Raw genomic sequence first — 24,363 nt, forward strand, 5'->3', positions numbered from 1 at the left:
AATGGACAGAAGAGGCCGCGAAATGTAGTGGTCTCTTTTTTGTATACATGACATAGAGCGTTTCTCAAAGGAATAACAGGTGCTTCCAACTACCCCCCTGCATAAAAAAACGATATGATGATACATATAAATAATGGCAGATATTTGTTTAGAGGGGTGTTCGTTTGAAGGTCATACGTTACTTAAAGCCTTACCGGACTGCCATGGCCGTTGCATGGAGTTTGATGCTGGTAGAGCTTGCTGTAGAATTGTTGAATCCGTTGTTCATGGCACGGATCATCGATGAAGGTATTCTGAATAAAGACTTGGACGTTGTGTTGAAATGGGGCTTCATCATGGTGGGGATGTCCCTCATTGCCTTTATTTCTGGAGTGACGAATTCATTTTTTGCCGCACATACGAGTCAGGGATTCGGCTATGATGTGCGGGATAGCCTGTATAAGAAGGTTCAATCATTTTCGTTTGCGAGTTTTCATAAACTTCCTGCCTCTTCCCTCATTACGAGGATGACCAATGACGTAAGACAACTCCAGAATACAATCTTCATGAGTCTCCGGATCATGCTCCGGGCTCCATTGCTTGTTGTGGGGTCAGCCATTATGGCGCTGATCGTCAATACAAGGCTTGCTCTTGTTTTAGTCATTGTGATTCCGGTACTGTGGCTGTTTCTATTATGGGTCCTTAAACGGGGGTGGAGCCTGTTTGAACGGGTGCAGTCGAGGCTTGATAAAGTCAATGAGGTCATGAAGGAAAACCTTTCAGGCATGAGATTGATTAAAGCGTATACGAGAAGTAAATATGAAGAGAGCCGTTTCCACAGTGCCAATGAAGATTTAAAAGATCGGACCGCCACAGCCCTTCGATTCATGGAAATCATCATGCCTCTGTTGATGCTTGTCATGAACCTGGTCCTGCTTTCTGTTTTATGGTTCGGCAGTATAGATGTTGCCTCAGGAGGAACTAAGGTTGGGGAAGTCGTGGCAATCGTTACATATGTTACGAGAATTTCATCTGTCTTTTCCATCTTTTCCTTTATCATCACCAGTTTTTCAAGAGCAAGGGCTTCTGCGGAGCGGGTGGAAGAGGTCCTGAATACGGAGATCGATTTAAAAGATGAAGACGAAGTAAATCAAAACAACAAAGTGATCAAAGGTGAGATCACATTTAAAGAGGTATCGTTTCAGTACCCATCCACGCGGGGGAAAGTGCTACAAGATCTATCATTTAACGTGAGAGCGGGCCAAACCGTTTCCGTATTAGGGGCCACAGGATCAGGCAAGACCTCTATGTTCCAGCTCATCCCCCGTCTATACGATACAACAGAGGGGACTATTGAATTGGACGGGCACACCATCCGGTCCATCCCTTTGAACGAGATAAGAAAAAATATTGGGTACGTCCCTCAGGAGGTCATCCTATTTTCCGGATCGGTATCCGAAAACCTTCTATGGGGAAAAGAGAATGCTACCAAGGAAGAAATGATACAAGCTGCAAAGGATGCCCAAATCCATGAAACCATCCTGAATCTATCTCATGGGTATGATACGGTACTGGGTCAAAAAGGAGTCAATCTTTCAGGAGGTCAGAAACAAAGGCTGTCCATTGCCAGGGCACTCATTCGAAAACCGAAGATCCTGTTATTGGATGACAGTACAAGTGCCCTTGATTTAAAAACAGAGTCAAAACTTCTTCAGGCCTTGAAGAAGTATGAGTGTACAACCGTAATCATCACTCAAAAAGTGAGTACAGCCATGGAATCAGACCGCATCCTTCTTTTAGAAGAAGGAGTACTGACAGGAGAGGGGACGCATCAGTCCCTATTAGAAAATTCCATCCTCTACAAGCGCATTTACCAGTCTCAATTCGGAGAGGGGGATATCCACCATGTCCAGACACGTGGGTAAGAAATTGGGGAAAAACGACAAGGCGAAAGATACTAAAGGGACGCTGAGACGCCTTTGGAGCTACCTTTCCAGAATGAAAATGTTTTTGTATCTTGTCATTTTAATGGTGTTCATCAGTTCAGCTGCTGCGCTTCTTGGACCTTTCCTTGTGGGGAAGGCGATCGATGAATACATCGTCACGAAAGAAGCGACTGGTTTGATTAGATTGGTCATCGGTTTAATCACGGTGTATATCCTGCACTCTTTGTCCATATGGTTCCAAAATTATTGGATGATCGGAGTAGCCCAGGATACAGTCTATCGCTTGCGCAAAGATCTCTTCCATCAGCTGCATCAACTTTCCATCCCTTTCTTCGATAAACGGAAGCATGGGGAGCTGATGAGCCGGGTGACCAATGACATCGATAATGTGAGTGCCACCTTGAATAGTTCGTTCATCCAAATCATCTCAAGTATCCTTACGTTGGTCGGTACCGTCTCGATCATGCTTTGGTTGAGCCCGCTGCTCACGCTCATCACCTTGACCATCGTCCCCCTCATGATCCTTGGCATGAAGTGGATCACCAAGCGGACAGGGCGATTATTTAAAGAATACCAGCAGAATATCGGTGAGTTGAACGGCTATATTGAAGAGACGATCTCAGGCCATAGCATCATCAAGACCTTTTCCCGTGAAGAAACGGCGATCAAGGATTTCAGTGAAAAAAATCAACGTCTACGAACATCTGCGTATTGGGCAGACACGTATTCCGGATTTATCCCTAAGCTTATGAATGTATTGAATAATCTCAGCTTTGCCGTCATTGCAGGTGTAGGAGGGATATTTGCCCTTAATGGCATGATCACGATCGGTGTCATCGTCATTTTCGCTGAGTATGCAAGGCAGTTCACTCGTCCCTTGAACGAGCTTGCGAATCAGTATAATACACTGCTGTCAGCGATTGCCGGTGCCGAGCGTGTCTTTCAAATCCTCGATGAAGAGGAAGAAGCGAAGGACGAGGGGGATGCCGTGGAAATCGATTCCGTTGAGGGAAAGGTCGATTTTCAACATGTATCATTCTCCTATGAAAAAGGGGAGAGGACGCTCGAGGATGTATCCTTTTCCATACGTCCGGGTGAGACGATTGCCCTTGTTGGACCGACGGGAGCGGGGAAAACGACAATCACAAACCTCCTTTCCCGCTTTTATGAGCTGAACGAAGGCAGTATTAAAATTGACGGCCGTGATATCCAAACGATTAAACGAAAAAGTTTACGGCAGCAGATGGGCTTTGTCCTCCAGGATAGCTTCCTGTTCCAGGGGACGATTGCAGACAACATCCGTTACGGCAGGCTGGATGCAAGTAATGAAGAGGTGAGGAGTGCAGCAAAGCTCGCCAATGCCCATACCTTTATAGAAAAAATGCCCCAAGGATATGAATCCTTGTTGCGGGCAGATGGAAGCGGGATCAGCCAGGGACAGAAACAGCTTTTATCCATTGCAAGGGCGATCCTTTCTGATCCTTCGATCCTCATCCTTGATGAAGCGACAAGCAGTATCGACACGATCACAGAGCTGAAAATCCAAGATGCCCTCAAACGCTTAATGGAGGGACGAACGAGCGTGGTGGTGGCTCACCGTCTTAACACAATCCGACAAGCTGATCAAATCCTGGTCCTTGATCAGGGGAGAATCATTGAGAGGGGATCTCATGAGGAGCTTCTTGAGGAGAAAGGGTTCTATCATGGGTTGTATCATAGTCAGTTGAGGGAAAGTGTTTAGGTGAGGGGCAAATGGAGTTTTTGAAAATAAATCCTGAGAATTGAAAATAAAATCGGTGGAATTGAAAATAAAATACGAAATTTGAAAATAAAATCGGTGGAATTGAAAATAAAATACGAAATTTGAAAATAAAAGTGTTGGTTTTGAAAATAAAATGGAGAATGGGAGTGGGAAAGGCTAAATGGACCGTGGCTAATCCTCCAAAATAGAAAAAAACACCTCAAAAGTCAGCGCTTTTGAGGTGTTTTTCTTTGTCGAGGGGCTAAACTTCCCGTTAGCGATCCCTCCGTTGTTGCCTTAATCGGATAAAGGCAACTCTGTAACTTGCAACATCACAAGTAATATATTTATATCTTGAACGTTGTTTGTAGATAATAAACAGCCGCGGGCAATTCCTTGAGTCGTTTGATATACCTAAACGACGTAAGCCCTACCTCTCTTACATCCTAACGGCTCCGAAGCCGATCCAGTGTGAATAAGTTGTTAAATCAAAACAGAATAGAATTACGAATTATCTTCTCTATCGTTTCAATGTATGTTACAAGATTACAATAAATAAATATATCATTCATGTAGTAACATGTCAAGAAAACATTTCAATTATAATTCAAGCGACTGCGGCGAATCTTCTTCATCGTTCATCAAACGGATGGCTGTAGGCTGAATCTTCAAGACGATATAATTCGGATCATCAGGGCCTTCAAACCATCTCTTCATATGATCGTTCCAAAGTTTTTCTTTGTAGTGGGAGGAGTCTTCAATGGAAGCGCGCCCTTCGATTTCAAGGAACGTATCTCCATAACCTTCCCCTTCATATCCCAGGAGTATGTGGACATTCGGGTTATCTCCGATTTCATCGGTTTTATGTGTTTCGCTGCTTGTTGGTGTATACAAAGTCAGGCCCTCATGTGAAAACGTCATATAGCGGGAATGGGGCTTATTATTTTTCACGGTGGCAAGTGTCCCCACTTTACTTTCGTCAAGAACCTTGAGGATGTGTTGTTTCAGTTCAGCTTGTGACAAGAAATCCATCTCCTTTTTGAATCTTTTAACCATACTATTCCTTTTGTCATGATGAAATAAACATGGGAATGTGTAGATGATTGGTTCATCGGGAATAACGAGAATAACAACGGATGAAGGATGATGCGCGTGATACCGGAAACACTGGTCGATCTTTGCAAGAAGAGGATGGAACCCTATGACTGCGAAGGATTTGTTTATGGAAGAGGACCGATGATCCCTGACATCATGATTGTGGGAGAAGCCCCCGGGGAAACGGAAATTCACAATGGAATGCCCTTTAGCGGAAGGGCGGGGAAAGTACTGAATGAGTTTTTCAGCTATATAGGTGTTTCCAGAGAAAATATTTATTTTACTTCTACGGTCAGAAGCAGACCTTACAAAAGGGTACAAAAGACGAAGGATAATGAGGTGCTTATTAAGAAATACAACAGGGCACCGACTATAAAAGAACAGCTGGCCCATGCACCCATTCTCGATTATGAGATGCAGCATATCAAACCGAAACAAATTGTCACGTTGGGGAATGTAGGGTTACAGAGATTAGTGGGAAAGCAATACACGATATCAGAAGTGCACGGGCGTTTGATTCATTCACAGGTTAGGCAACTAAAAGATCTTGAGACGAATGAGTGGACTCGAACGGAGGAGTATTATTCTATTTTTCCAACCTTTCACCCTGCATCCATTTTCTACAACCGTTCTCTGGAGAAAGAGATTTACAAAGACCTCGATAAGCTGAAAGAACAGCTCCATGAAAAATAAGGGACTGAGGATGTTTTAGGTGTCATTTGAATGGGAATCGTAAGAAAAATGAACATAAAGGTGATGACAGATGTTTTTTGGAACGTGGTATGGAATATACCGAATCATAATCGTTGGAATTCTTGCTTACCTATCCCTTGTCCTACTATTGAGGGTATCGGGGAAAAGGACTCTATCTAAGATGAATGCCTTTGATTTGATCGTAACCGTCGGAATTGGTTCGGTGCTTGGCATCATTTTGTTGAATAAGAAGGTACCACTCATGGAAGGCATCACCGCCTATCTGGTTCTGATCGGGATGCAATATGTGGTTGCCTGGTTTTCTGTTCGTTCCCATACGATTGATCAGTTGGTTAAATCCTCGCCCAGTCTTTTATATTACCGTGATCAATTCATCAAGGGAAAAATGAAAAAAGAAAGAATCGCGGAAATGGACGTTTTTCAGGCCGTCAGGGACAATGGTTACGCCTCGCTGAAGGATGTGAACATGGTTATTCTGGAAGCGGATGGAGGTTTTTCGGTAATAGGAAAGTCGAAAGATGTGGACGATGAGGTTATGAAGCACGTCAGGGAATATAGAGAATAAAGAAAGATGGCATTCAGATGAGTGCCATCTTTTTTTGCGATCATTTCTAATGCTCGAGTGACATTATTTTTTTGTCATATTCTCTTGAGCCATCCTTACAAGCTCTTTTACCATATTCCCGCCGATCGCCCCGCCTACTTTACCTGCTTGTTCAGATGTTAATTTTCCATTATATCCACGTTGCAGGGGAATACCTTGTTCCCTTGCGATTTCATATTTAGCTTCCTTCGGGTCCTGTGTCCCTGACACCTTTGCTTTCAACTGATCCATGGCGCCTCGTGATTCAGGTACAAGAAGTTTCCTTTTCGACATTTTATCACCTCTATTATAGGTTGCCCAAAAATTTTTTTGTAAGTATAAAGCATTGTCATATAAGGGTTTTTTAACGGTTATAAAAAATTCGTTACAAAAAAAGATTGTCTATAATGTGTCAAATAAAATATAATTCTTAATAGTTAGAAAATTTTATAAAGAAAAAGGGGGAAATGCCGTGGAAGAATTCGTTGGCAAATTGGTAGGGATCCTGTGGTCTCCTGTCATGATTTACTTTTGTTTAGGCGTTGGCTTACTATTTTCTATTTTAACGAAGTTTTTACAGGTACGGTTGATTAAAGATATGGTGGTTCAAATGTTTAAGGGGGGAAGCTCCAGTGCAGGGGTATCGTCCTTCCAAGCATTGGCACTCTCATTATCCGGACGTGTCGGAACAGGGAACATCGCCGGTACAGCTACGGCGATTGCCTTCGGTGGTCCTGGTGCCGTTTTCTGGATGTGGACAATTGCCTTCATCGGTGCGAGCAGTGCCTTTATTGAATCGACGCTGGCACAGATCTATAAAGTGAAGCAGGACGGGGAATATCGTGGAGGTCCTGCGTATTACATTGAAAAAGGAATCGGCTGGAAGTGGTACGCTGTACTTTTCTCATTTGCGACCTTACTGGCTATGAGTATCTTAATGCCGGGAATTCAGTCGAATTCCATTGCATTAGGACTTGAGAATGCATTTGGACTTAATACGACAGTAACGGGAATAGGACTTGTCGTGTTGATTGGGGGCATTATATTCGGTGGGGTAAAACGTATTGCCGGAGTGGCATCTTATGTCGTTCCATTCATGGCCATCGCGTATATCCTGCTTTCCCTGGTCATTGTCGGAATGAATATTGCCGAAATCCCGGCTGTATTTGCCCTTATTTTCAAAAGCGCATTCGGTACCGATTCTATATTCGGTGGAATCATCGGTATGGCTGTATCATGGGGAGTAAAACGCGGGATCTATTCCAACGAAGCAGGTCAAGGAACTGGACCGCATGCGGCAGCAGCTGCTGAGGTTTCCCATCCTGCCAAGCAAGGATTGGTTCAGGCATTCTCGGTGTATATCGATACCCTTCTTGTTTGTACGGCAACGGCATTTATGATTTTATTTACGGGATCTTTCAATACAGAAGCTCCTGACGGGTCGATGCTTGCAAATAATTTAGATGGGATCGAAGCGGGACCTGGTTATACACAGGCAGCCATTGAGTCCGTTATCCCTGGATTTGGGGCATCATTCGTTGCGATCGCTTTATTCTTCTTTGCTTTCACCACAATCATGGCGTACTATTACATGGCAGAAACAAATGTGGCATATTTATTGAGAGGTAAGAACTCTAAGACAGCGATGGTTATTCTGAAAGTCGTGCTTCTTGGTGCCACATTCTACGGTGCAGTAAGAGAAGCGGCACTTGCATGGGCGCTTGGTGATATCGGCCTTGGTCTGATGGTATGGCTGAACTTGATTGCGATTCTTATCCTGGCCAAACCTGCCCTTAAAGCATTAAAGGACTACGAGGCACAGAAGAAACAGGGTCTTGATCCGGTCTTTAACTCCAAGAAGCTCGGTATTAAAAATGCTGAGTTCTGGGAGCAGGAATATAAAGTGGAAGAAAAAGAAAATGTATCATAAGCTACAAGAAGGAACCTGTTGCCAACAAGGCAACAGGTTTTTTTAATGGGAGCTCCTGAATGTTGAATATAACCGATCTCCAATATATTTCTGAAAAGCATACATGAGCAAAGATTTAACAAAAAACAGAGCGGACAGCTGATATTGCTTTAAATTGGTCAACCTCCACACCCCGAACTTTTTAAACATGGAATAAAAGGGGTATGTAAAGAATGAATCAACCAGTAAATTGACGAATACATAAAGAAAGAAGTTCTTATAGGAAAATTTCAGGATCCATACTGATCCTGACAGGAAAACACCGACAACAAAGGGCATAATGCCATTTACATTCGGAAAGAGTTTTGTTGTGATGGTCCACCATTTGATCCTCTCAGCCACCACATTTTCTATATAAACAAGGAGTGACATGAATATGGAAGCGGGTAAATATCTTTTTAAAGACTCTTTTCCTGCCAAAAAGAGAAATACCCAAGAAATGAGCATCAAAATCAGGATATAATATTTATTTTTTTTCTGGCCCACGATGATTTCCCCCTAATGGATAATGAGTGATCTTATTTATAGAATGGTTTCAAGAAAAGACATTTATACGGTTAATGGAAATAATGTAATCCGATCAGTTTAGTAAACAATATCTTTGAGTCAGTGAAGAAAATTGATTATGATAAACGGAGGAGAGAACGTTATTAGTAGGAGGTGCAATTGCATTGGATTTATATAAATCGTTTATACAGAATGAACGACAGAGGAAGTTGGTTGATTTAGCAGGAGAGCTTGCTGATGCATTTGCCAAAAGAGGGGAAACGTATGACAGAGAAGATGAATTCCCTTATGAAAATTTTGACGATATCAAAAAGAGTGGATACGGAAAACTGACCTTACCGAAAGAATATGGGGGAGAAGAGATTAACCTGTATGAGCTAGTGATGATTCAAGAGAGGCTCGCAACCGGGGATGCAGCAACGACCTTATCCATTGGCTGGCACCTTGGAGGGTTGATGGAGCTTACGGAAACAAGGACATGGGATGAGAAGGTATTTAGAGATCTTTGTAAGGAAATTGCCGTAAGTAAAGCTCTGATTAACCGCGCCGCCACAGAGCCCGCAACAGGCAGTCCGACGCGAGGGGGACTGCCTCAGACCAAGGCGGTGAAAACCGAAACAGGCTGGATACTCAATGGAAGGAAGTCCTTTACGTCTATGGCAAGAGTATTGGACTATTCCTTGGTATCAGCAGCAATTGGAGACACTGAAGAGAAAGGCTTCTTCCTCGTCGATCATGAAGTGGAAGGGGTGAGCGTAGAGGAGACGTGGGATACGATATCCATGAAGGGGACTGGGAGTGATGATCTCGTCCTTACGGATGTACGCTTACCGGCTTCTTCCCTTGTTGAGCGTGACGGCATACCTGTGGATAAGGACCTTCCCAAAGCGTGGCTACTCCATATACCAGCATGCTATATAGGAGTCGCGATTGCGGCGCGCCATTATGCGATCCAGTTTGCGAAAGACTATTCCCCGAACAGTCTGCCGGGACCAATCAAGGATGTCCCTGAAGTACAGCGGAAAATCGGTGAAATGGAATTAGAGCTGTTTAAAGCCAGACAGATCCTTTATTCAGTCGCGGACAAGTGGGTGAAGGAGCCTGCCAAACGGGAAGACATGGCTTCAGAGCTTGCTTCCGTCAAACATGTGGTGACGAACAGCGCCTTTCAAATTGTGGATACAGCCATGAGGATTGTCGGGGCAAAGAGCCTTTTTCGCTCCAATCCCATGCAGCGGTATTATCGTGATGTGAGGGCGGGGCTTCATAATCCACCCATGGATGATATGGTCATCGGGATGTTAGCGAAGCAGGCATTAGAATAAAGAGAAAAGGCATAGACAGGAGTGTCTATGCCTTTTATTTTCGTGGTATTTACTCAGGGTGTAGCGTTTTATTCAGTACATTTTGATGCTGGGTTTCTAAAATGTGAATTTCACTCAGCTCTTCAATAAGATCGTGAATGGATAATAATTCATAAAGCATGACGGTTTCACACGAAAAGTGGTGCTTCATGGATTGAAATGGTTTCATATGAAGCCCTTCATGATCTTCCCAGAATTCTTCCAATAGATTTTTCATCAAGGTGAAATGGTGTTCTGGTATTTGAAAAGATGGATGATGCATAATTCCTTTTAAGCTCAGTGTAGCATCCATGATCCGTTCTTTTTCATCTTCACTGAAGGCAGATTGCACAGGAAGATAGATCAAGTTTCCGATATGGAACAGGATTTGCCTTAAAAGGTTCAGCTTTTTATATTCATAATTAAAACAGCGCATTTCCTGACGGTTGGAGCGGTGAAGCTTCCATTCTTCCTTCTGATACTCGCAAAGGGTGTCCGTTGATTCAATTTCTCTTAAAATATCATTAAAGATCAGCTTCGTCTCCCGGTGGAGGGATTGATTCTGAAGTACTTCAGAACCCCTTTTCTCCAACAAGTTCCCCGTTTTGTGATAAAGATTATGAATGTTGGTTGAAATCGTGTTGGCATATTTAGGAGGCAGGATCCACAGATTGACCAACGTTGAAACAATCAGGCCGATGGTGGTCGTGCCAAGACGTATGAAAAATGTTGCTACATAATGGTCGTGTATTGTCGGAATCATGGCAATTCCGGTTAATGTTGCAACCAAAATTCCTGCCCCGAGATGAAGCTTGTGGCAGGTGATGATCGTCAAGAGTGCAACCAGGGCATACGTAATGGCGTGGTCTCCTAATGTATGAGTGATAATCACGGCAAATAATGCTCCTATAGCTGACGCCGGAAAACGAATGAATGCTTTTTTGATCGAATTTGCTGCAGTCGGTTCGATGGTAACGATGGCAGTAATAACGGCAAAGGTGGCCGGCCAGTTCATTAGTTGACATACGAAGGCAGTAAGAAATACGGCAATTCCGGTCTTGGCAATCCTTCCCCCGACAAATTGAAATTTTTTCAGAAAATCCATAATTTAACCCTCTTTAATCAAATTCTCTATTCCTATTATAAAGTAAGAAAAAACCAAATTAAATAAATTGACAAAAAAAGAACTGTTCAGGGAACAGTTCTTTTATATATGATAACTCATCTTAGGGGTAAAGGCCGCAATCGAATTTGAATTGACTGAGGCATCTTTTGGTCATTTTGAGCCTCTTTTAAGTACATATACATTCTTTTGCCAGCAACAGAGTTTGCGGAGTGAATCGTGATTCTCTCTGCAAAGAGCTGTTTTTCCACCATATAGTGGACGAGCATTAAGCCATTGCGTGTTTTACTCTCTAAGTCGTGATCCAGTGAAAGATGAGCGATAGAAAAATTAAGAAGGAGATCAATACATTCATCGATGTCTTTCGCGAGAATGTACCCTTGTGGACAGTGTCGATAATCGTCTAAAAACACATTTACTGTCATATTTATTCTTCTTTCGTCATTTGACTTAATTTAAGCCTAACAGAGATTGACAAATAGAGATATAGGTAAATAGTATGAATAATACAAATATATTTGTAATTTTTTTGTTGGTTTTTGATGAGGAATCTTTATGGAAGAATCTTTTTTAGAGAAAAAAGTAATGACAGCTTCATTTATCCCGTTTCTTCAATATGTTCAATAATAAATCGGGTCTGTCGGTAATGATTCCGTCTGCACCAAGGTTTATGAGTCTTTCCATCGTTTCAGGATCGTTAATGGTCCAATAGTGGACATGGAGTCCGATGCGGTGGGCTCCGGAGATCAGTGTCGATTGTGTCAGGTCAAGGTTTCCTTCCTGAATGGGAAGCTGAAAGGCATCAACCTCTGTTTTATAAAGATTCCTTAGGAACAGCTTGTGGAGGATGACGAATTTTTTCGCTTCCTGCTTCCCTCCCTGAGTGGCAACCCGTCCGTTTGAGTAAGTTTCAAATAAGTCAATAATGTGTTGGTCGAACGAAGCGATGAGGACCTTATCTTCCATATCGTATTCTTCTATAAGTTTCATTAATTTCTGTACGATTTCCTCTGTACGGTCCCTAGGATTATCGTCTTTCACTTCAATGTTGATACGCATGTTTGGAAACCGCTGAAATACTTCCTCGAGGGTTGGGACATAGATATGCTTTCCCCGAAAGGAATAATCTCCATTGAGGTTTTGAAAATAGTATCCCGCATCAAGTCGCTGAAGCTCTTTTAATGTGAAGTCCACGACAAATCCACGCCCATTCGTTGTCGCATCGACAGTAGGGTCGTGAATGGTGACCAAATGGCCGTCTTTGGTGATATGTATATCCGTCTCGATCACATCGGCTCCGAGATCAACGGCCTGTTGGAACGCTTCAATGGTATTACCGGGTGCTAGTTGCTTCCCTCCCTGATGAGCGATGACAAGGGGACGCTCCTTGTCTTTATGCAAAAAGGGAGGAGGGAGTGCTTTTTTGACTGGCAGCCAGTAAACAATGAGGGAAAACGAGATACTGAAAGCGATCATCATGACCAAGACAATGAAACGCTGCTTCTTCTTAGAAGTTTCAGGTATTGTGAGTTTCGTAGTTTTCATTCACTTTCATCCTTTTAATAAAAGATTCTTATCTTTTATTATAGGTACGACCTTGTCTATTTAGGACAATAAAATAGGGTCACATTAGATTTATCTATAGGACTCTGCGTATGGAAAATGCACGTAATTACTTTTTGGAGTAAAAAAATTACTTTTTAATATAATTAAATGTTGCTTTTGAACGTAAAATAGATTACCTTATAAAGTAAGGAGGGGATATTTACCATGAAAGATCATTTACAGTTAAATGTTTCATTGCTGCGGAAGCGTGTGCCGAATCTGACGACAGCTGCAAAAACGGTGGGATTGAGACCGGCGACCGTTTCGAACTTATGTACAGGGAAGATATCGGTTGGTCGTGCAGAAGTGAAAACGATCGTTACACTTGCCAATTTGGCGAATTGCACGTTGGATGAATTGATTATTCAAGGAGGGAAACGAAGCATGATTGAAACAGGGATTAAACCGCTCGATGTATTTGCGCCCATTGTTCAGGGAGGAACCAACGGATTCGTTGCAAGATCTCAGGTCGGTCAATTCGTCGTCCTGGCTGAAATGACACAGGCATTGAAACAGAAAGGCTATCACACAATCCTGTTGACAACGGATAAAACCCATCCCGGTTTAAGTGATCTTGAAGGCTTTGTCGATGCGAAATGCCACAGTATCGAAGAGGCCTTTGCAGAAGTCTCCATGGTGGATGACAAGGAAAGCATTCTTCTATATGTGGACCGCTCGTATATTGTGTCGGGGGAGTTGTATGAATTAAGGGAGCGTTTCGAAGCCGAGAATTATGATGAACTCACAACTATATTATTTGATCCTAGTGGAGAAGCGGTCGATGAAGATGATCCGTACGGTCCTCTCGATACCCTCTGTTATTTTGATATTGATTTGGCTACCCGGGGGATGTACCCTGCCATTCATCCAGTCCAATCCACATCGGTTCTCTTAGAAGACGATGCGTTGGACACCAACCATTCGACGATGCATAAGAAGGCAAAAAAATTATTAAGGCGCTACAAAGAAATCCGTGTTCTCATGAACACGATCGGGAAGGAGAAAATACCTGAAGCGGACCTTGAGATTTTTCACATAGGTGAGAGACTCGAAGCATACTTGAGCCAGCCCTTCTTCGTTGCAGAAGAATTCACCAAAGTCAAAGGTCAAACTGTACAGGTCCAACAAGCCATCACAGATATTCAAAAAATACTCCAAGGCGACTTCAACCACCTCGATCCAAAAGACCTTACCTACAAAGGACAGCTGAACTGATTTTTTAGGGACGGACCTTCGGCAGGAATGCCGAAGGTCCGTCCCTCATCTATGACTTTTTTCGTGAATTTATGGCAAATGAAAGAGGAATTATCAGAATTTTGTCGTATGTGTAAAGTAATACTTTTTTATTCTGGGAGACATTTCGATGCTGATTGAGAAATTATTATTACATGTACTGATTATACTGGCTCCTGTTCTCATTCAAACTTCGCTCCTTGAAAACCACAGGCTGGGGAAGTCCCCTGTTTTCATTGGGGTATTACATGGGATTGCAGCATTTATGTGTTTGATTTTTGCCTATGAAAGCTTTGGGCTCTATTGGGATTTCAGGTATATTCCACTCGTTCTTTCCATGTTATATGGTGGAAGGAAGGCTGGGGTCATCGTTTTCTTATTTATAATGTTGGCGCGTATCATCAATGGAGGTGATGCGATGGTCTTCGGATTTGTTAGTGCGTTTTTAGCCGGAATTCTGCCCTTTTTGATATCCAATCGATTCTGGTCCTTTCCTCCAAGGAAGCGAGTGACATTTGCTGTTCTACTTGGTTTTTGGCCGGCACTTGTCATGCTCGGAATCCTCCTTTCCTTTGCCTTCATAACCGGTGTACCCGTATCTGGCAACAGAGAAATGGGGATTTATGTTCTCATATTCGGTGGAATTCAGGTCCTTGGGGTAGGTCTTGCAGCTCAACTAAATGAATGGCTGATCGAGAAGAAATTATTACGTGAAGAAATCATGAAATCGGAAAAGCTGAACACACTAGGTGAACTCGCTGCTTCCATCGCTCATGAAGTGCGTAATCCGCTAACTGTGGTAAAAGGTTTTCTTCAATTGATGAAGAAGCAGGTCACCGGAGATCACGATGAATACCTGAAGATTGTATTGAGTGAGTTGGGGAGGGCAGAGGAGATCATCAATGATTATTTGAACTTTGCCAAACCCGAGTTCGAAAAGGTCGAAAAGATCAATGTCAGAGAAGTTCTCTCGGATGTCACCGTGCTTCTCAATGCGTATGCCCTGAAGGAAGGCGTATTCCTTGAAGCTGATCTGCATGAAGATGCACATCTATTAACGGATCGAAATAAATTGAAACAAGCCTTTGTTAATATCATCAAGAATGCCATTGAGGCAACGCCGCCCCAAGGCAAGGTCGCCGTGAATCTGGAGGTCACCCATACGCAGGCTGTCATTACGGTCACGGATACAGGTAAGGGGATGACGAAAGAGCAGGTTGCCCGGCTAGGGACATTATTTTTCACAACAAAAGACCAGGGAACGGGTCTCGGGACATCCGTATCCATGCGCATCATAGGCGCGATGGGAGGGCATGTTCACTATTCGAGCATTGTGAATAAAGGGACGGTGGCTACGATAAGCCTGCCATTAAACAGTGAAAAGCACGGGAAGTTCGATACAACTACAACGAATACATATAGTAACAACTTAAACGCTTAGGACGGTACTAAGTGTTTTTTATTTTGATAAAATAACTCAACTCCATTTTTCGTACATACGTTCCATGATAGGATAGAAGATATGAATAATGAAGCCTAATGTGCAAGCGACTATGACGGTTCCGATTCCCACCGCTCCATGAAAAATCATGGCAAGCGTAATGGCAATAGCTTCATTTAATAAACGTGAATTTCGTAAGTTCAAACCGAATCTCTGGTGAATCGCCACCATAAATGTATCCATCGGACTTGAGGGGAGTTTGGCTTGAAGGTAAATAGAAATCCCGATCCCAAGAATCAGGATGCCTGTAAGGACCAGGGACAACTGCTGGCCAAATCCCGCCGGCTCCAGAAAGGTAAGACCCATCGTTATCCAGTAATCAACCATCATCCCGATAACGAATATTGAAAGGGCAGCTAACCATTGAATCCCTTCCTTTAATAAAATGGCATTTATGCAAATGAGAATACACCCATTCATAAAGATGCATGTCCCAATTGAAAGGTTGAGCAGGTTTGATTCCCCGACGGCAAGTGCATCCCAGGGAGCCGCACCCAGTTCCCCTTTAATAATGAGAGAAACACCCAATGAAAGTGCGAGTAAACCAATACAGTAAAAGCAGAATCTAGCCATCATTCCCCGAATCCTCCGTTCCAAAAGCTTGTCTAATATATATGTTCGTTGGAAATAGGTTAGAATCAACATTTTGATTTGAAAGCTTGAGGTGATGCGTTGGTGAAGAACCCCATTAAAATATCCATCAGAGAGTTAGTAGAGTTTGTCTTTAAGGAAGGGAGTATAGACCTGCGATTTCAGGCACGCTCCTCCATGACCATTGGTACAAGGCTTCATCAGAAGCTGCAGAAAGAATATAAAGAGGGCGATGAGAAGGAAGTGTTCCTGAAAGGGGAGGTGCTTTCAGGGGATGTGCTCTTTCAGTTGGAAGGGCGATGTGATGGAATTCATTACAATGAAGATGAGGTGACCGTGGAAGAAATCAAATCCACAGCCAAGAAGATAGACTTCATTGAAAAAGGCTCCCGTGTCCACTGGGCTCAGGGAGAATGCTATGCTTACTTGTTGGCTAAGGAAAAGGGACTTTCCCATATCGGTGTTCAACTGACCTACATTGAGGTGGAAACCGAAGAAACGAAGTCCTTCCAACAGACGTATACCATTGAAGAACTGGATAGGATCGTAACCGGTATCCTGGAGGCCTATACGCCATTTGCCACTTTACTACTGACGAATGAAGAAAACAAAATGAAAAGTATTGAGGGCCTGGCCTTTCCATACCCCGCCTATCGAAAGGGTCAGAAAAACCTTGCAGGAGCCGTTTACAAAACAGTCATTGAATCCAAGTCCCTCTATGCAAATGCTCCAACCGGAACGGGCAAGACCATTTCCACTTTGTTCCCGACAGTGAAAGCCATGGGGGAAGGACGCTCAAAATGGTTCTATGTGACAGCCAAAACGATCACCCGTACGGTGGCGGAAGAGGCGTTGCTTCTCCTGGAAGGCGAAGGATTGTCACACAGGTCCGTTACGATTACGGCGAGAGATAAGATATGCTTTAAGGAGGAAACCATCTGTCAAAAAGAGTATTGTGAATTTGCCAACGGCTATTATGACCGCATTAATGGAGCTTTGATTGACATATTGACCAACGAATCCATCATTACACGGACAATCATTGAATCGTACGCCAAAAAGCATACAGTGTGTCCTTTCGAGTATTCAATCGATCTTTCCTATTTGGTGGATGGGGTCATATGTGATTATAATTACATCTTCGATCCGAGGGTTTCCTTGAAAAGAATGAACGACGAGGGAAAGAATGATACGACTTTACTCATTGATGAAGCTCATAATCTTGTCGGCAGAGGAAGGGAAATGTACTCAGCTTCGCTGAAAAAATCGGATTTCTCTCTGGTCCAAAAGCTATATCCTGAGCATGGTGGATTGAATACATCCATAACAGCCATTTTGAAATCATTCAGTCGGATTAAAAAAGAAGACGGGAAGGATATACGAAGTGAAATAGATGAAGAATTGTTAGATTCGATTATGATCTTCATAGAGATAGCGGAAAAAAATCTCGGAGAAGGGGGACGGGAATGGCCGGAGGAATTCATGCAATTGTATTTCGATGTCATAAGTTTCGTGAGGATCTCCAACCTCTTTTCAGAGGAGCATCGTTTTGTGATCAGTCGAAGCTCGGATGACCTGGAAGTGAAAATCTTCTGCATTGATCCATCGAAACTCATCAAGCAGGTTGCAAAGCCATATCATTCATCCATCTTCTTTTCTGCTACCCTGCACCCGTTTTCGTATTATTTTCAACAACTGGGTGGAGGGGAAGAGGATTATCGATTCTTGATTCCTTCTCCCTTTCAACATGAGCAATGGCAGGTTGGGATCCATCCCATCTCCACTCGCTTCAAGGATAGAGAACGAACACTTCCCTACATTACGCATTCGATTGAAGAAACGTTCAATGGGTACAAAGGGAATTATCTGATTTTCTTTTCATCCTATGCTTATATGCAAGAAGCGTATGATAAGTTGAACAAAGCATCACTGGACGCGGATATCATCATCCAGGCACCCAATATGATTGAGGGAGAAAGAGAGGCATTTCTTGGTGAGTTTCAAAGTGATAGAGAGCGCCCGGTTATTGGCTTTGCGGTTCTCGGTGGGATATTTTCAGAAGGGATCGATCTGAAAGGAGACCGGTTAAAAGGTGTGATCGTGGTCGGCGTGGGACTCCCACAGCCTTCTCTGGAACAGGAAATCATTAAAGATCATTTCAATGCCTTGGGGATGAACGGATTCGATTTTGCCTATGTTTATCCGGGAATGAACAAAGTATTCCAATCAGGTGGAAGACTCATTCGTTCAGAAGAGGACAGGGGAATCCTGAAACTGATCGACGATCGGTACCTGACTCCTAAATATCGGTCCTTATTGCTTGAAGAATGGAAAGATTATCGTGTTATAACGTAGAAAAGACCGCTATAAGCGGTCTTTTGTTATTAGTTAAAAGAAGGGTCCTTTAACAGGCGATCGAATTCTTCAAGGTGATGGGTTTCGTCAGCAATCATATCATCCAGCTTGATGCTAAGCTCGACTAAACCTAATTCCTCAGCCTGTTCTTTACGTTTTTTGTAACGTTCAATTGTATCTGCCTCTGCTTTTCGTCCTTCTTCAAGCATTTCCTTCACATTATCCGTTTGCTTAACGGCTGCAGGCGTCGTTGTCGGATCTCCTCCCAATGTTTTGATCTTTTCAGCCAGGTATAAAGCGTGTCCCTGCTCATCTGGAATTTCCTCTTCGAAGAAAGGCTTTAATATTTGACGATATAAGCCGCTCACAACAGCAGCGTAGTTTGTGTAGAGGATAACGGCCGCATACTCATTTGCCAAGTCTTCATTTAATCCATCAATTAATTCGTTTAATTTTGCTTCATCCATGTGTAAATACCACCCTTTTATTTGTTGTTATACAGACTAATTACCCGGATTGATGAAGAGATAAACATACCCGGGGAAATGAAAGCCCTCCAAATATTTTGTCTTCAAATGGGGATTCTAATTCTATAAAAGTCAGAGGAGGGATGAGTATGTCTAAGCAAGGAAAGAAAAATATGGACCAAACTTCGGAACAATTGGCGAAACAAAAAGCCAAGAATGATGTGGAATTTGCATCTGATACCCAGACTGGCAATGGAAGTGGGCAAAGTCAGAAAAAAAGCGGCACACAAGTAAATAAAAAATAAATGACGAATATCTTTTTCAACTAAAGAAAATCCTATATGTAGAAACAGGAGGTGTAAAGGCATGAGAATTGGTGTTGAACAATCCTTAACTAACGTTGTAGAAGCCTTACGTGCACAGGGGCATGAAGTAGTGGAGCTGAAGCAGGAGTCAGATGCAAACGGGTGTGACTGCTGTGTCGTAACAGGAATGGATACAGATGTAATGGGCATCCAAAATGTAGCTACTCAAGGGCCGGTCATCGAAGCGAGCGGACTGAGTGCAGATCAAATCTGCCAGGAAGTACAAAGCAGACTTCAATAGTTTTCAACAAAAAAACAGCCTTGGATGGCTGTTTTTTTGTACCTTATTAATAAAAGTAAAGGTGCACGATTTTTGAAGCACCTGAATTCTATCAGCCTATCTGTGCAAGAGGCTGATTTCTTAAATGCTCGCGCAGAAGATCAGGAGCCGTTAAAAAGATCAGTCCATTCCCTTCCAGAGTTTTTGGAAAGCCGAGTGGAACCGTACGTTTAATCAGCTGTGCATAGACTTCACATTCAGATAGGGTGCGGTCGAAGGAAATCTGTTCGAATTCTTTAATCAGGGCCAGGGAACCGGAGACGTGAGGAGCAGACATGGATGTGCCGCTGAGTTTGGCGTATTTCTCACCTGGGATGGTCGATAAGATTTGTTCACCAGGAGCCACTAAGTCCACTTCATTGTTGGAGTTGGTAAAGTAGGATGACTTTCTTTGAAGATCGATGGCACCCACCGAAATGACTTCATTATAGCAGGCAGGGTAGGAGAACTCATCGGTACTGCTATTGGAATCTCCCTCATTCCCGGCCGCGCAGACAACCAGGATATTGGCATCCACCGCTTTTTGAATTGCTTCGTGCAGAGGTTCGTAATCAGTCGGGCCTCCCAAAGACATGGAAATGATGTCGACCTTTTGTTCAATCGCATACAGAATACCATTGACGATCCAGTCATACTTCCCGCTTCCACGGCTGCCTGCAAGGACCTTGATGACCAGTAAATCTGCCAGTGGAGCTACTCCAATGACCCCTTCACCATTTTCACTGGCGGCAATCGTACCTGCCACATGTGTACCGTGCCCGCTGTAATCCGTCACGTTATCTTCCGCACCGTCATCATCGTCGGTGAAATTTCGGAAGGCTTTCACCTTTCCGGCAAGATCAGGATGATTCATATCACATCCTGTATCGAGTATTGCAATGGTTACACCTTTTCCTTTATACCCATTCTTCCACATACTAGGAGCTTGGATTAAATCAACGCCTTTAGGAATTTCATTTGCATCAACAATCATTTCGTCCATGAAATATGGAATTAACCTAATTTCACCTTGCATACCAATCCCTCCTAAAATAGTGTTGCGTAGAATAGAAATCAGAAGTTTCTGAAAATATAACATTTTTGGGACAAAATGAAAAGGGATAATAGTAATAGGAAAATAAAACCAATCATATTTACTTCTTCGTCTGCATAGGGGGAGCAGGTGGATGATTTCAGAAATGATAGACCGTGTTTTGGAGGGGGGAATTTAAACAAACGTTTGATTAAGAGTACAAAACCTTGATATGAGTATGGTTTCCGCGGTTAAACAAACGTTTGGTTAAAAAATGATGTACTGCTTTTTCATCATGTCACCCTCACTTCCTTCATAAAATAAATGGAAGGAAGGTGATTCATGGATGAATTATTATCAATACGGTTATCCGACATATTCCTATTACCGAAATGCTCCCAATATGGCGTATGCTCAAATCCAGGGAGGTCCGCTCGCTCCAGGCCTGCAAGGGTATGTTTTTTTTCGTGAAGTCCAAAACGGAGTGGAAGTATTTGCGGAGGTCACAGGCTTGCCGGCTTATAAAGAAGGAAAAGGCGATCAAAAACCGATCGGCCCCCACGGATTTCACCTCCATGAAAAAGGGGTTTGTGAAATAGGAGATCCGAAAAATCCTTTCACATCCGCCGGGGGTCATTGGAATCCAACCAACCAGCCACATGGCAATCATGCAGGTGATTTTCCTGTTTTGTTTTCGAATGATGGCTATGCGAAAATGTCTTTTTTTACGAATAAGTTCAAAGTGAAAGACGTGATAGGAAAAGGCGTCATCATCCACCAGAACCCGGATGACTTCACGTCACAGCCTTCAGGAGATGCCGGTAAAAGACTGGCATGTGGGGTGATTATGGGATATGGAATATAACAAGAAAAAGGGTTGACCCCTAATCGGGGGTCAACCCTTTACTGTGTAACAAAATTAAAATACGCCCAAAACATCCAGCATGACGAACAGAATCAACACAGGTGCCACGAAACGGATCAGGAAGAACCATGTTTCGAACAATCCACGTTTCAACCCGCTCCCTTGCTTTAATTCTTCATACAGAGCGCTTTTCTTCATTTTCATCGGCACGAAAAGGGCAATGAGTAAGGACCCTATTGGAAGCAGTACATTGCTGACCGCAAAATCAGCCAAATCGAAAATGGTTTTGCCAAACAGCATGACATCCCCTAGGATTCCGAACGATAATGCCGATGGAATGCCGCAAACGAAAATGGCAAGACCGATGATCCAAGACCATTTCTTCCGCTTGATTGGCTCTCCCTTTGAAATGACAGAAACGATGATTTCTAGCATCGAGAAGGCAGATGTCAGTGCTGCAAATAAGAATAGCACCAGGAATGCGATGAAGAATAGCATCCCGAAAGGAAGCTGACTGAACACAGTAGGCAGTACATTAAATAGCAGTACAGGACCTGCCCCCGGTTCTAAATCAAAAGCAAAGACTGCAGGGAAGATTGCAAGTCCGGCTAATAATACAATGAAAATATTCATTGCCACGATAGAGATCGCTGATCGTGGCAGACTTTGCGATTTCGGAAGGTATGAACTATATGTCACCATTACAGATACCCCGACACTTAATGTGAAGAAGGATTGACCCATCGCTTCTAAAATCGTCTGAGACGTTACTTTAGAAAAATCCGGCTGAAGCAGGAATGTCACTCCTTCACCTGCCCCGTCAAGAGTGATGGCACGAACCACTAACAGAATGAAAAGGATGAATAATGCCGGCATCATGATTTTACTGGCAAGTTCAATACCCTTTTCAACCCCTTTAGCCACTACAATGATGGTCATCAAGATGAAAACAAATTGCACGAACACACTAGTCATTGGATTTGAAATCGTTGAACCGAACACTTCGGCATACTGTTCCGAAGAAAGGCCGTTTAATTGCCCAGTGACGGCTTTGAATAAGTAAACGACGATCCAACCCCCGATTACACTGTAGAAGGAAAGCAGGATGAAGGATGTAATCATCCCGAGGATCCCGACCCAGTGCCACTTTGTCCCGGGAGCGATCTTTCTATACGAATCCACGGCATTGCTCCCGGAGGTTCGTCCGATTGAGAATTCTGCCAATAGTAATGGGAGGCCGAGTAGTAATGTAAATAGAATAAAGATCAGGAAGAATGCTCCGCCTCCATTTTCACCGGCAATATAAGGGAATTTCCAAATGGCCCCCAATCCGATGGCAGAACCGGCTGCCGCCAGGATAAAGCCGATTTTCGATGACCATTGTTCACGCTGACTCATGTTCATTCTCCTTTCTGTTTATATTGATGTGTGCAGGCAAACAAATAAAAAAATCGCCCCTACATATCGTAGGGACGATTTGGATATCGCGGTACCACCCTAGTTATGAGAAAGAATCCCTTCTCATCACTCTTCACACATAACGGCATCAACCGTCTTTTGATCTCGTCAAAAGAAGCTCCGGAATCGAAATTCGCTTCATTTTTGTACCGGTTCACACCAACCACCGGCTCTCTTTAACAGGGAAATGTCCACTACTTGTTTCCTTCAAAGCTTTTCAATATTAGGTTATACAATTTTTATCACGAAACAAAACATCTTGTCAATCTATTTCGGGAAAAGTAGTGAGAATTGTCTGGAATTGATGGTGGTTTTTGGTTTAGGAGCGGGTGGTGATAAGTGTACCTGGTATAAAAGGGAGGAGATGTACCAGGTACAAAACCCTGAAAATGTACCAGGTACAAGTCGGTCCTTCTCATTGACACGTACAGACATTGAGTTCACCCTTTTTCTCAAGTAAAATAAAGAAAAATAGACTGAAAAGGTGTTTGAAATGAAATCATATATTATCGTAGGAGCAGGCATCCTTGGAGCTTCGACAGCCTATCATCTTGCGAAGGCAGGAGCCGCTGTCACAGTCGTGGACCGACAGGATGCCGGTCAGGCAACGGATGCAGCGGCGGGGATCGTCTGTCCGTGGCTGTCACAGCGGAGGAATAAAGTGTGGTATCGACTTGCCAAGGGCGGGGCGAGATACTATCCGGATATTATCAGGCAACTCGAAGCAGACGGTGAAACGGAAACGGGTTATAAACGCGTAGGGGCCATCAGCCTTCATACGGATGTAGATAAACTCCAAAAAATGTTGGAAAGAGCGGAGAAACGCAGGGAGGATGCTCCGGAAATAGGAGACCTTACCCTTCTGACTTCTGAAGATACGCGGGATCGTTTCCCGTTGCTCTCAGAAGAATTTCAGTCGGTACATGTAAGCGGAGCTGCGAGGGTAGATGGCAGGGCACTGCGGGATGCGCTTTTGAGTGGTGCCAAAAAGCACGGAGCATCATTTCGACAAGGGGATGCCCGACTGGAAAACGAAAACAATCGAATCATTGGGGTCAACATTTCCGGCGAAGTATTACAGGCGGACGGGGTCATCGTGACAGCCGGCGCTTGGGCAAAGGAGCTCTTTCGCCCTCTTGGAATCAACTTTCTCGTCACCTCCCAAAAAGCGCAGATTCTCCATTTGGGAGCAGGAGGGAAAGAAACGGATGATTGGCCCGTCGTCATGCCCCCTAATGACCAATACCTCCTAGCCTTTCCAGAAGGAAGGGTCGTGGCTGGTGCTACTCATGAAAATGATGTCGGCTTTGATCAAAGGGTAACGGCGGGGGGCCTGCACGAAATTCTCCACAAAGCAATGGGCGTTGCACCGGGAATCAGCGATGGAACGATCTTGGAGACGAGAGTCGGGTTCCGCCCGTTCACACCTGGTTTCCTTCCGGTTTTCGGTGCGATGCCGGGACTGGATAATATTTGGGTAGCCAATGGTCTTGGAGCATCAGGGTTGACAGTGGGTCCATATCTCGGATCACAGCTTGCCAATTTGGCTATGGGAGAACCTACGGAGCTTGATCCCGCCGACTACGATGTGGCTGGGGCGATCGAGTGAAATAGAAGAAAAAACCACCAAC

At 43.6% G+C, this 24,363-nt stretch carries 23 protein-coding genes and 1 other annotated feature; of the genes, 13 read left to right on the forward strand and 10 right to left on the reverse strand.

Annotation, left to right across the window (positions count from 1 at the left end; all coding sequences use genetic code 11):
* Positions 1–203 precede the first annotated feature (203 nt).
* Both LCL96_RS13055 and LCL96_RS13060 read left to right on the forward strand, forming a co-directional pair.
* Positions 204–1,904, forward strand: a complete 1,701-nt coding sequence (locus LCL96_RS13055; RefSeq protein WP_224943427.1) for an ABC transporter ATP-binding protein — start codon at positions 204–206, stop codon at positions 1,902–1,904.
* The gene (locus LCL96_RS13060; RefSeq protein ID WP_224941894.1) at positions 1,885–3,666 is read left to right on the forward strand and encodes an ABC transporter ATP-binding protein; all 1,782 of its coding nucleotides are present in this window, start codon (positions 1,885–1,887) and stop codon (positions 3,664–3,666) included. The genes LCL96_RS13055 and LCL96_RS13060 overlap by 20 nt, the downstream gene beginning before the upstream one ends.
* 600 nt (positions 3,667–4,266) lie before the next feature.
* Here the strand turns inward: LCL96_RS13060 and LCL96_RS13065 are convergent.
* On the reverse strand, positions 4,267–4,689 hold the full coding sequence (locus LCL96_RS13065; RefSeq protein ID WP_224941895.1) for a pyridoxamine 5'-phosphate oxidase family protein: 423 nt from the start codon (positions 4,687–4,689) through the stop codon (positions 4,267–4,269).
* A 168-nt stretch (positions 4,690–4,857) separates the two neighbouring features.
* Here LCL96_RS13065 and LCL96_RS13070 point away from each other — a divergent pair, with 168 nt between their 5' ends.
* Together LCL96_RS13070 and LCL96_RS13075 are read left to right on the forward strand one after the other, a co-directional pair.
* Entirely contained in the window at positions 4,858–5,454 is a 597-nt protein-coding gene (locus LCL96_RS13070) for a uracil-DNA glycosylase (RefSeq protein ID WP_224943428.1), read from the forward strand.
* 70 nt (positions 5,455–5,524) lie between these two features.
* Positions 5,525–6,040: a DUF421 domain-containing protein gene (locus tag LCL96_RS13075; RefSeq protein WP_224941896.1), complete on the forward strand. Its 516-nt coding sequence runs from the start codon at positions 5,525–5,527 to the stop codon at positions 6,038–6,040.
* Between the two features lie 63 nt (positions 6,041–6,103).
* Here LCL96_RS13075 and LCL96_RS13080 read toward each other — a convergent pair whose 3' ends face one another.
* The gene (locus LCL96_RS13080; RefSeq protein WP_224941897.1) at positions 6,104–6,352 is read right to left on the reverse strand and encodes an alpha/beta-type small acid-soluble spore protein; all 249 of its coding nucleotides are present in this window, start codon (positions 6,350–6,352) and stop codon (positions 6,104–6,106) included.
* A gap of 178 nt (positions 6,353–6,530) precedes the next feature.
* On the opposite strand from LCL96_RS13080, the gene LCL96_RS13085 reads away from it, so the two are divergent.
* Positions 6,531–7,988: an alanine/glycine:cation symporter family protein gene (locus LCL96_RS13085; RefSeq protein ID WP_224941898.1), complete on the forward strand. Its 1,458-nt coding sequence runs from the start codon at positions 6,531–6,533 to the stop codon at positions 7,986–7,988.
* Between the two features lie 42 nt (positions 7,989–8,030).
* Here LCL96_RS13085 and LCL96_RS13090 read toward each other — a convergent pair whose 3' ends face one another.
* On the reverse strand, positions 8,031–8,513 hold the full coding sequence (locus tag LCL96_RS13090) for a hypothetical protein (RefSeq protein WP_224941899.1): 483 nt from the start codon (positions 8,511–8,513) through the stop codon (positions 8,031–8,033).
* Positions 8,514–8,698: 185 nt separating this feature from the next.
* Between LCL96_RS13090 and LCL96_RS13095 the strand changes: the two genes are divergently transcribed.
* Positions 8,699–9,859, forward strand: a complete 1,161-nt coding sequence (locus LCL96_RS13095; protein ID WP_224941900.1) for an acyl-CoA dehydrogenase family protein — start codon at positions 8,699–8,701, stop codon at positions 9,857–9,859.
* A 49-nt stretch (positions 9,860–9,908) separates the two neighbouring features.
* On the opposite strand, the gene LCL96_RS13100 is transcribed toward LCL96_RS13095, so the two are convergent.
* From LCL96_RS13100 to LCL96_RS13110, 3 genes are all read right to left on the reverse strand, one after another.
* Positions 9,909–10,982 carry an aromatic acid exporter family protein gene (locus LCL96_RS13100; RefSeq protein ID WP_224941901.1) on the reverse strand — a complete coding sequence of 358 codons (1,074 nt, stop codon included), beginning with the start codon at positions 10,980–10,982 and terminating at the stop codon, positions 9,909–9,911.
* Between the two features lie 116 nt (positions 10,983–11,098).
* Entirely contained in the window at positions 11,099–11,425 is a 327-nt protein-coding gene (locus LCL96_RS13105; protein ID WP_224941902.1) for a cyclic-phosphate processing receiver domain-containing protein, read from the reverse strand.
* Between the two features lie 169 nt (positions 11,426–11,594).
* Complete coding sequence (locus tag LCL96_RS13110; RefSeq protein WP_224941903.1) at positions 11,595–12,545, reverse strand: glycerophosphodiester phosphodiesterase; 951 nt, start codon at positions 12,543–12,545, stop codon at positions 11,595–11,597.
* Positions 12,546–12,770: 225 nt separating this feature from the next.
* On the opposite strand from LCL96_RS13110, the gene LCL96_RS13115 reads away from it, so the two are divergent.
* Both LCL96_RS13115 and LCL96_RS13120 read left to right on the forward strand, forming a co-directional pair.
* A complete protein-coding gene (locus LCL96_RS13115; RefSeq protein WP_224941904.1) occupies positions 12,771–13,820 on the forward strand; it encodes a hypothetical protein in 1,050 nt (349 codons plus the stop codon).
* Between the two features lie 148 nt (positions 13,821–13,968).
* Positions 13,969–15,279, forward strand: a complete 1,311-nt coding sequence (locus LCL96_RS13120; RefSeq protein WP_224941905.1) for an ATP-binding protein — start codon at positions 13,969–13,971, stop codon at positions 15,277–15,279.
* Between the two features lie 36 nt (positions 15,280–15,315).
* Here the strand turns inward: LCL96_RS13120 and LCL96_RS13125 are convergent, their stop codons facing one another.
* Positions 15,316–15,915 carry a YczE/YyaS/YitT family protein gene (locus tag LCL96_RS13125; RefSeq protein ID WP_224941906.1) on the reverse strand — a complete coding sequence of 200 codons (600 nt, stop codon included), beginning with the start codon at positions 15,913–15,915 and terminating at the stop codon, positions 15,316–15,318.
* A 99-nt stretch (positions 15,916–16,014) separates the two neighbouring features.
* Here LCL96_RS13125 and LCL96_RS13130 point away from each other — a divergent pair, with 99 nt between their 5' ends.
* Positions 16,015–18,285 (forward strand): helicase C-terminal domain-containing protein, encoded by a 2,271-nt coding sequence (locus LCL96_RS13130; RefSeq protein WP_224941907.1) that lies wholly within the window; start codon positions 16,015–16,017, stop codon positions 18,283–18,285.
* Positions 18,286–18,314: 29 nt separating this feature from the next.
* Here the strand turns inward: LCL96_RS13130 and LCL96_RS13135 are convergent, their stop codons facing one another.
* Positions 18,315–18,752 (reverse strand): ferritin-like domain-containing protein, encoded by a 438-nt coding sequence (locus LCL96_RS13135; protein WP_224941908.1) that lies wholly within the window; start codon positions 18,750–18,752, stop codon positions 18,315–18,317.
* Between the two features lie 149 nt (positions 18,753–18,901).
* On the opposite strand from LCL96_RS13135, the gene LCL96_RS13140 reads away from it, so the two are divergent.
* Together LCL96_RS13140 and LCL96_RS13145 are read left to right on the forward strand one after the other, a co-directional pair.
* Positions 18,902–19,057, forward strand: a complete 156-nt coding sequence (locus LCL96_RS13140) for a hypothetical protein (RefSeq protein WP_224941909.1) — start codon at positions 18,902–18,904, stop codon at positions 19,055–19,057.
* A 61-nt stretch (positions 19,058–19,118) separates the two neighbouring features.
* Positions 19,119–19,358 (forward strand): YkuS family protein, encoded by a 240-nt coding sequence (locus LCL96_RS13145; RefSeq protein ID WP_206852339.1) that lies wholly within the window; start codon positions 19,119–19,121, stop codon positions 19,356–19,358.
* A 91-nt stretch (positions 19,359–19,449) separates the two neighbouring features.
* Here the strand turns inward: LCL96_RS13145 and LCL96_RS13150 are convergent, their stop codons facing one another.
* Positions 19,450–20,412 (reverse strand): S8 family peptidase, encoded by a 963-nt coding sequence (locus tag LCL96_RS13150; protein ID WP_224941910.1) that lies wholly within the window; start codon positions 20,410–20,412, stop codon positions 19,450–19,452.
* Positions 20,413–20,755: 343 nt separating this feature from the next.
* On the opposite strand from LCL96_RS13150, the gene LCL96_RS13155 reads away from it, so the two are divergent.
* Positions 20,756–21,274, forward strand: a complete 519-nt coding sequence (locus tag LCL96_RS13155; RefSeq protein ID WP_224941911.1) for a superoxide dismutase family protein — start codon at positions 20,756–20,758, stop codon at positions 21,272–21,274.
* Positions 21,275–21,328: 54 nt separating this feature from the next.
* On the opposite strand, the gene LCL96_RS13160 is transcribed toward LCL96_RS13155, so the two are convergent.
* The gene (locus tag LCL96_RS13160) at positions 21,329–22,672 is read right to left on the reverse strand and encodes a sodium-dependent transporter (RefSeq protein ID WP_224941912.1); all 1,344 of its coding nucleotides are present in this window, start codon (positions 22,670–22,672) and stop codon (positions 21,329–21,331) included.
* A 67-nt stretch (positions 22,673–22,739) separates the two neighbouring features.
* Positions 22,740–22,952, reverse strand: a binding site (T-box leader).
* Between the two features lie 273 nt (positions 22,953–23,225).
* Between LCL96_RS13160 and LCL96_RS13165 the strand changes: the two genes are divergently transcribed.
* Positions 23,226–24,341, forward strand: a complete 1,116-nt coding sequence (locus LCL96_RS13165) for an NAD(P)/FAD-dependent oxidoreductase (protein WP_224941913.1) — start codon at positions 23,226–23,228, stop codon at positions 24,339–24,341.
* Positions 24,342–24,363 lie beyond the last annotated feature (22 nt).

Source organism: Rossellomorea aquimaris (assembly GCF_020172085.1).
In the GTDB taxonomy this organism is placed as follows: Bacteria; Bacillota; Bacilli; order Bacillales; family Bacillaceae_B; genus Rossellomorea; species Rossellomorea aquimaris_E.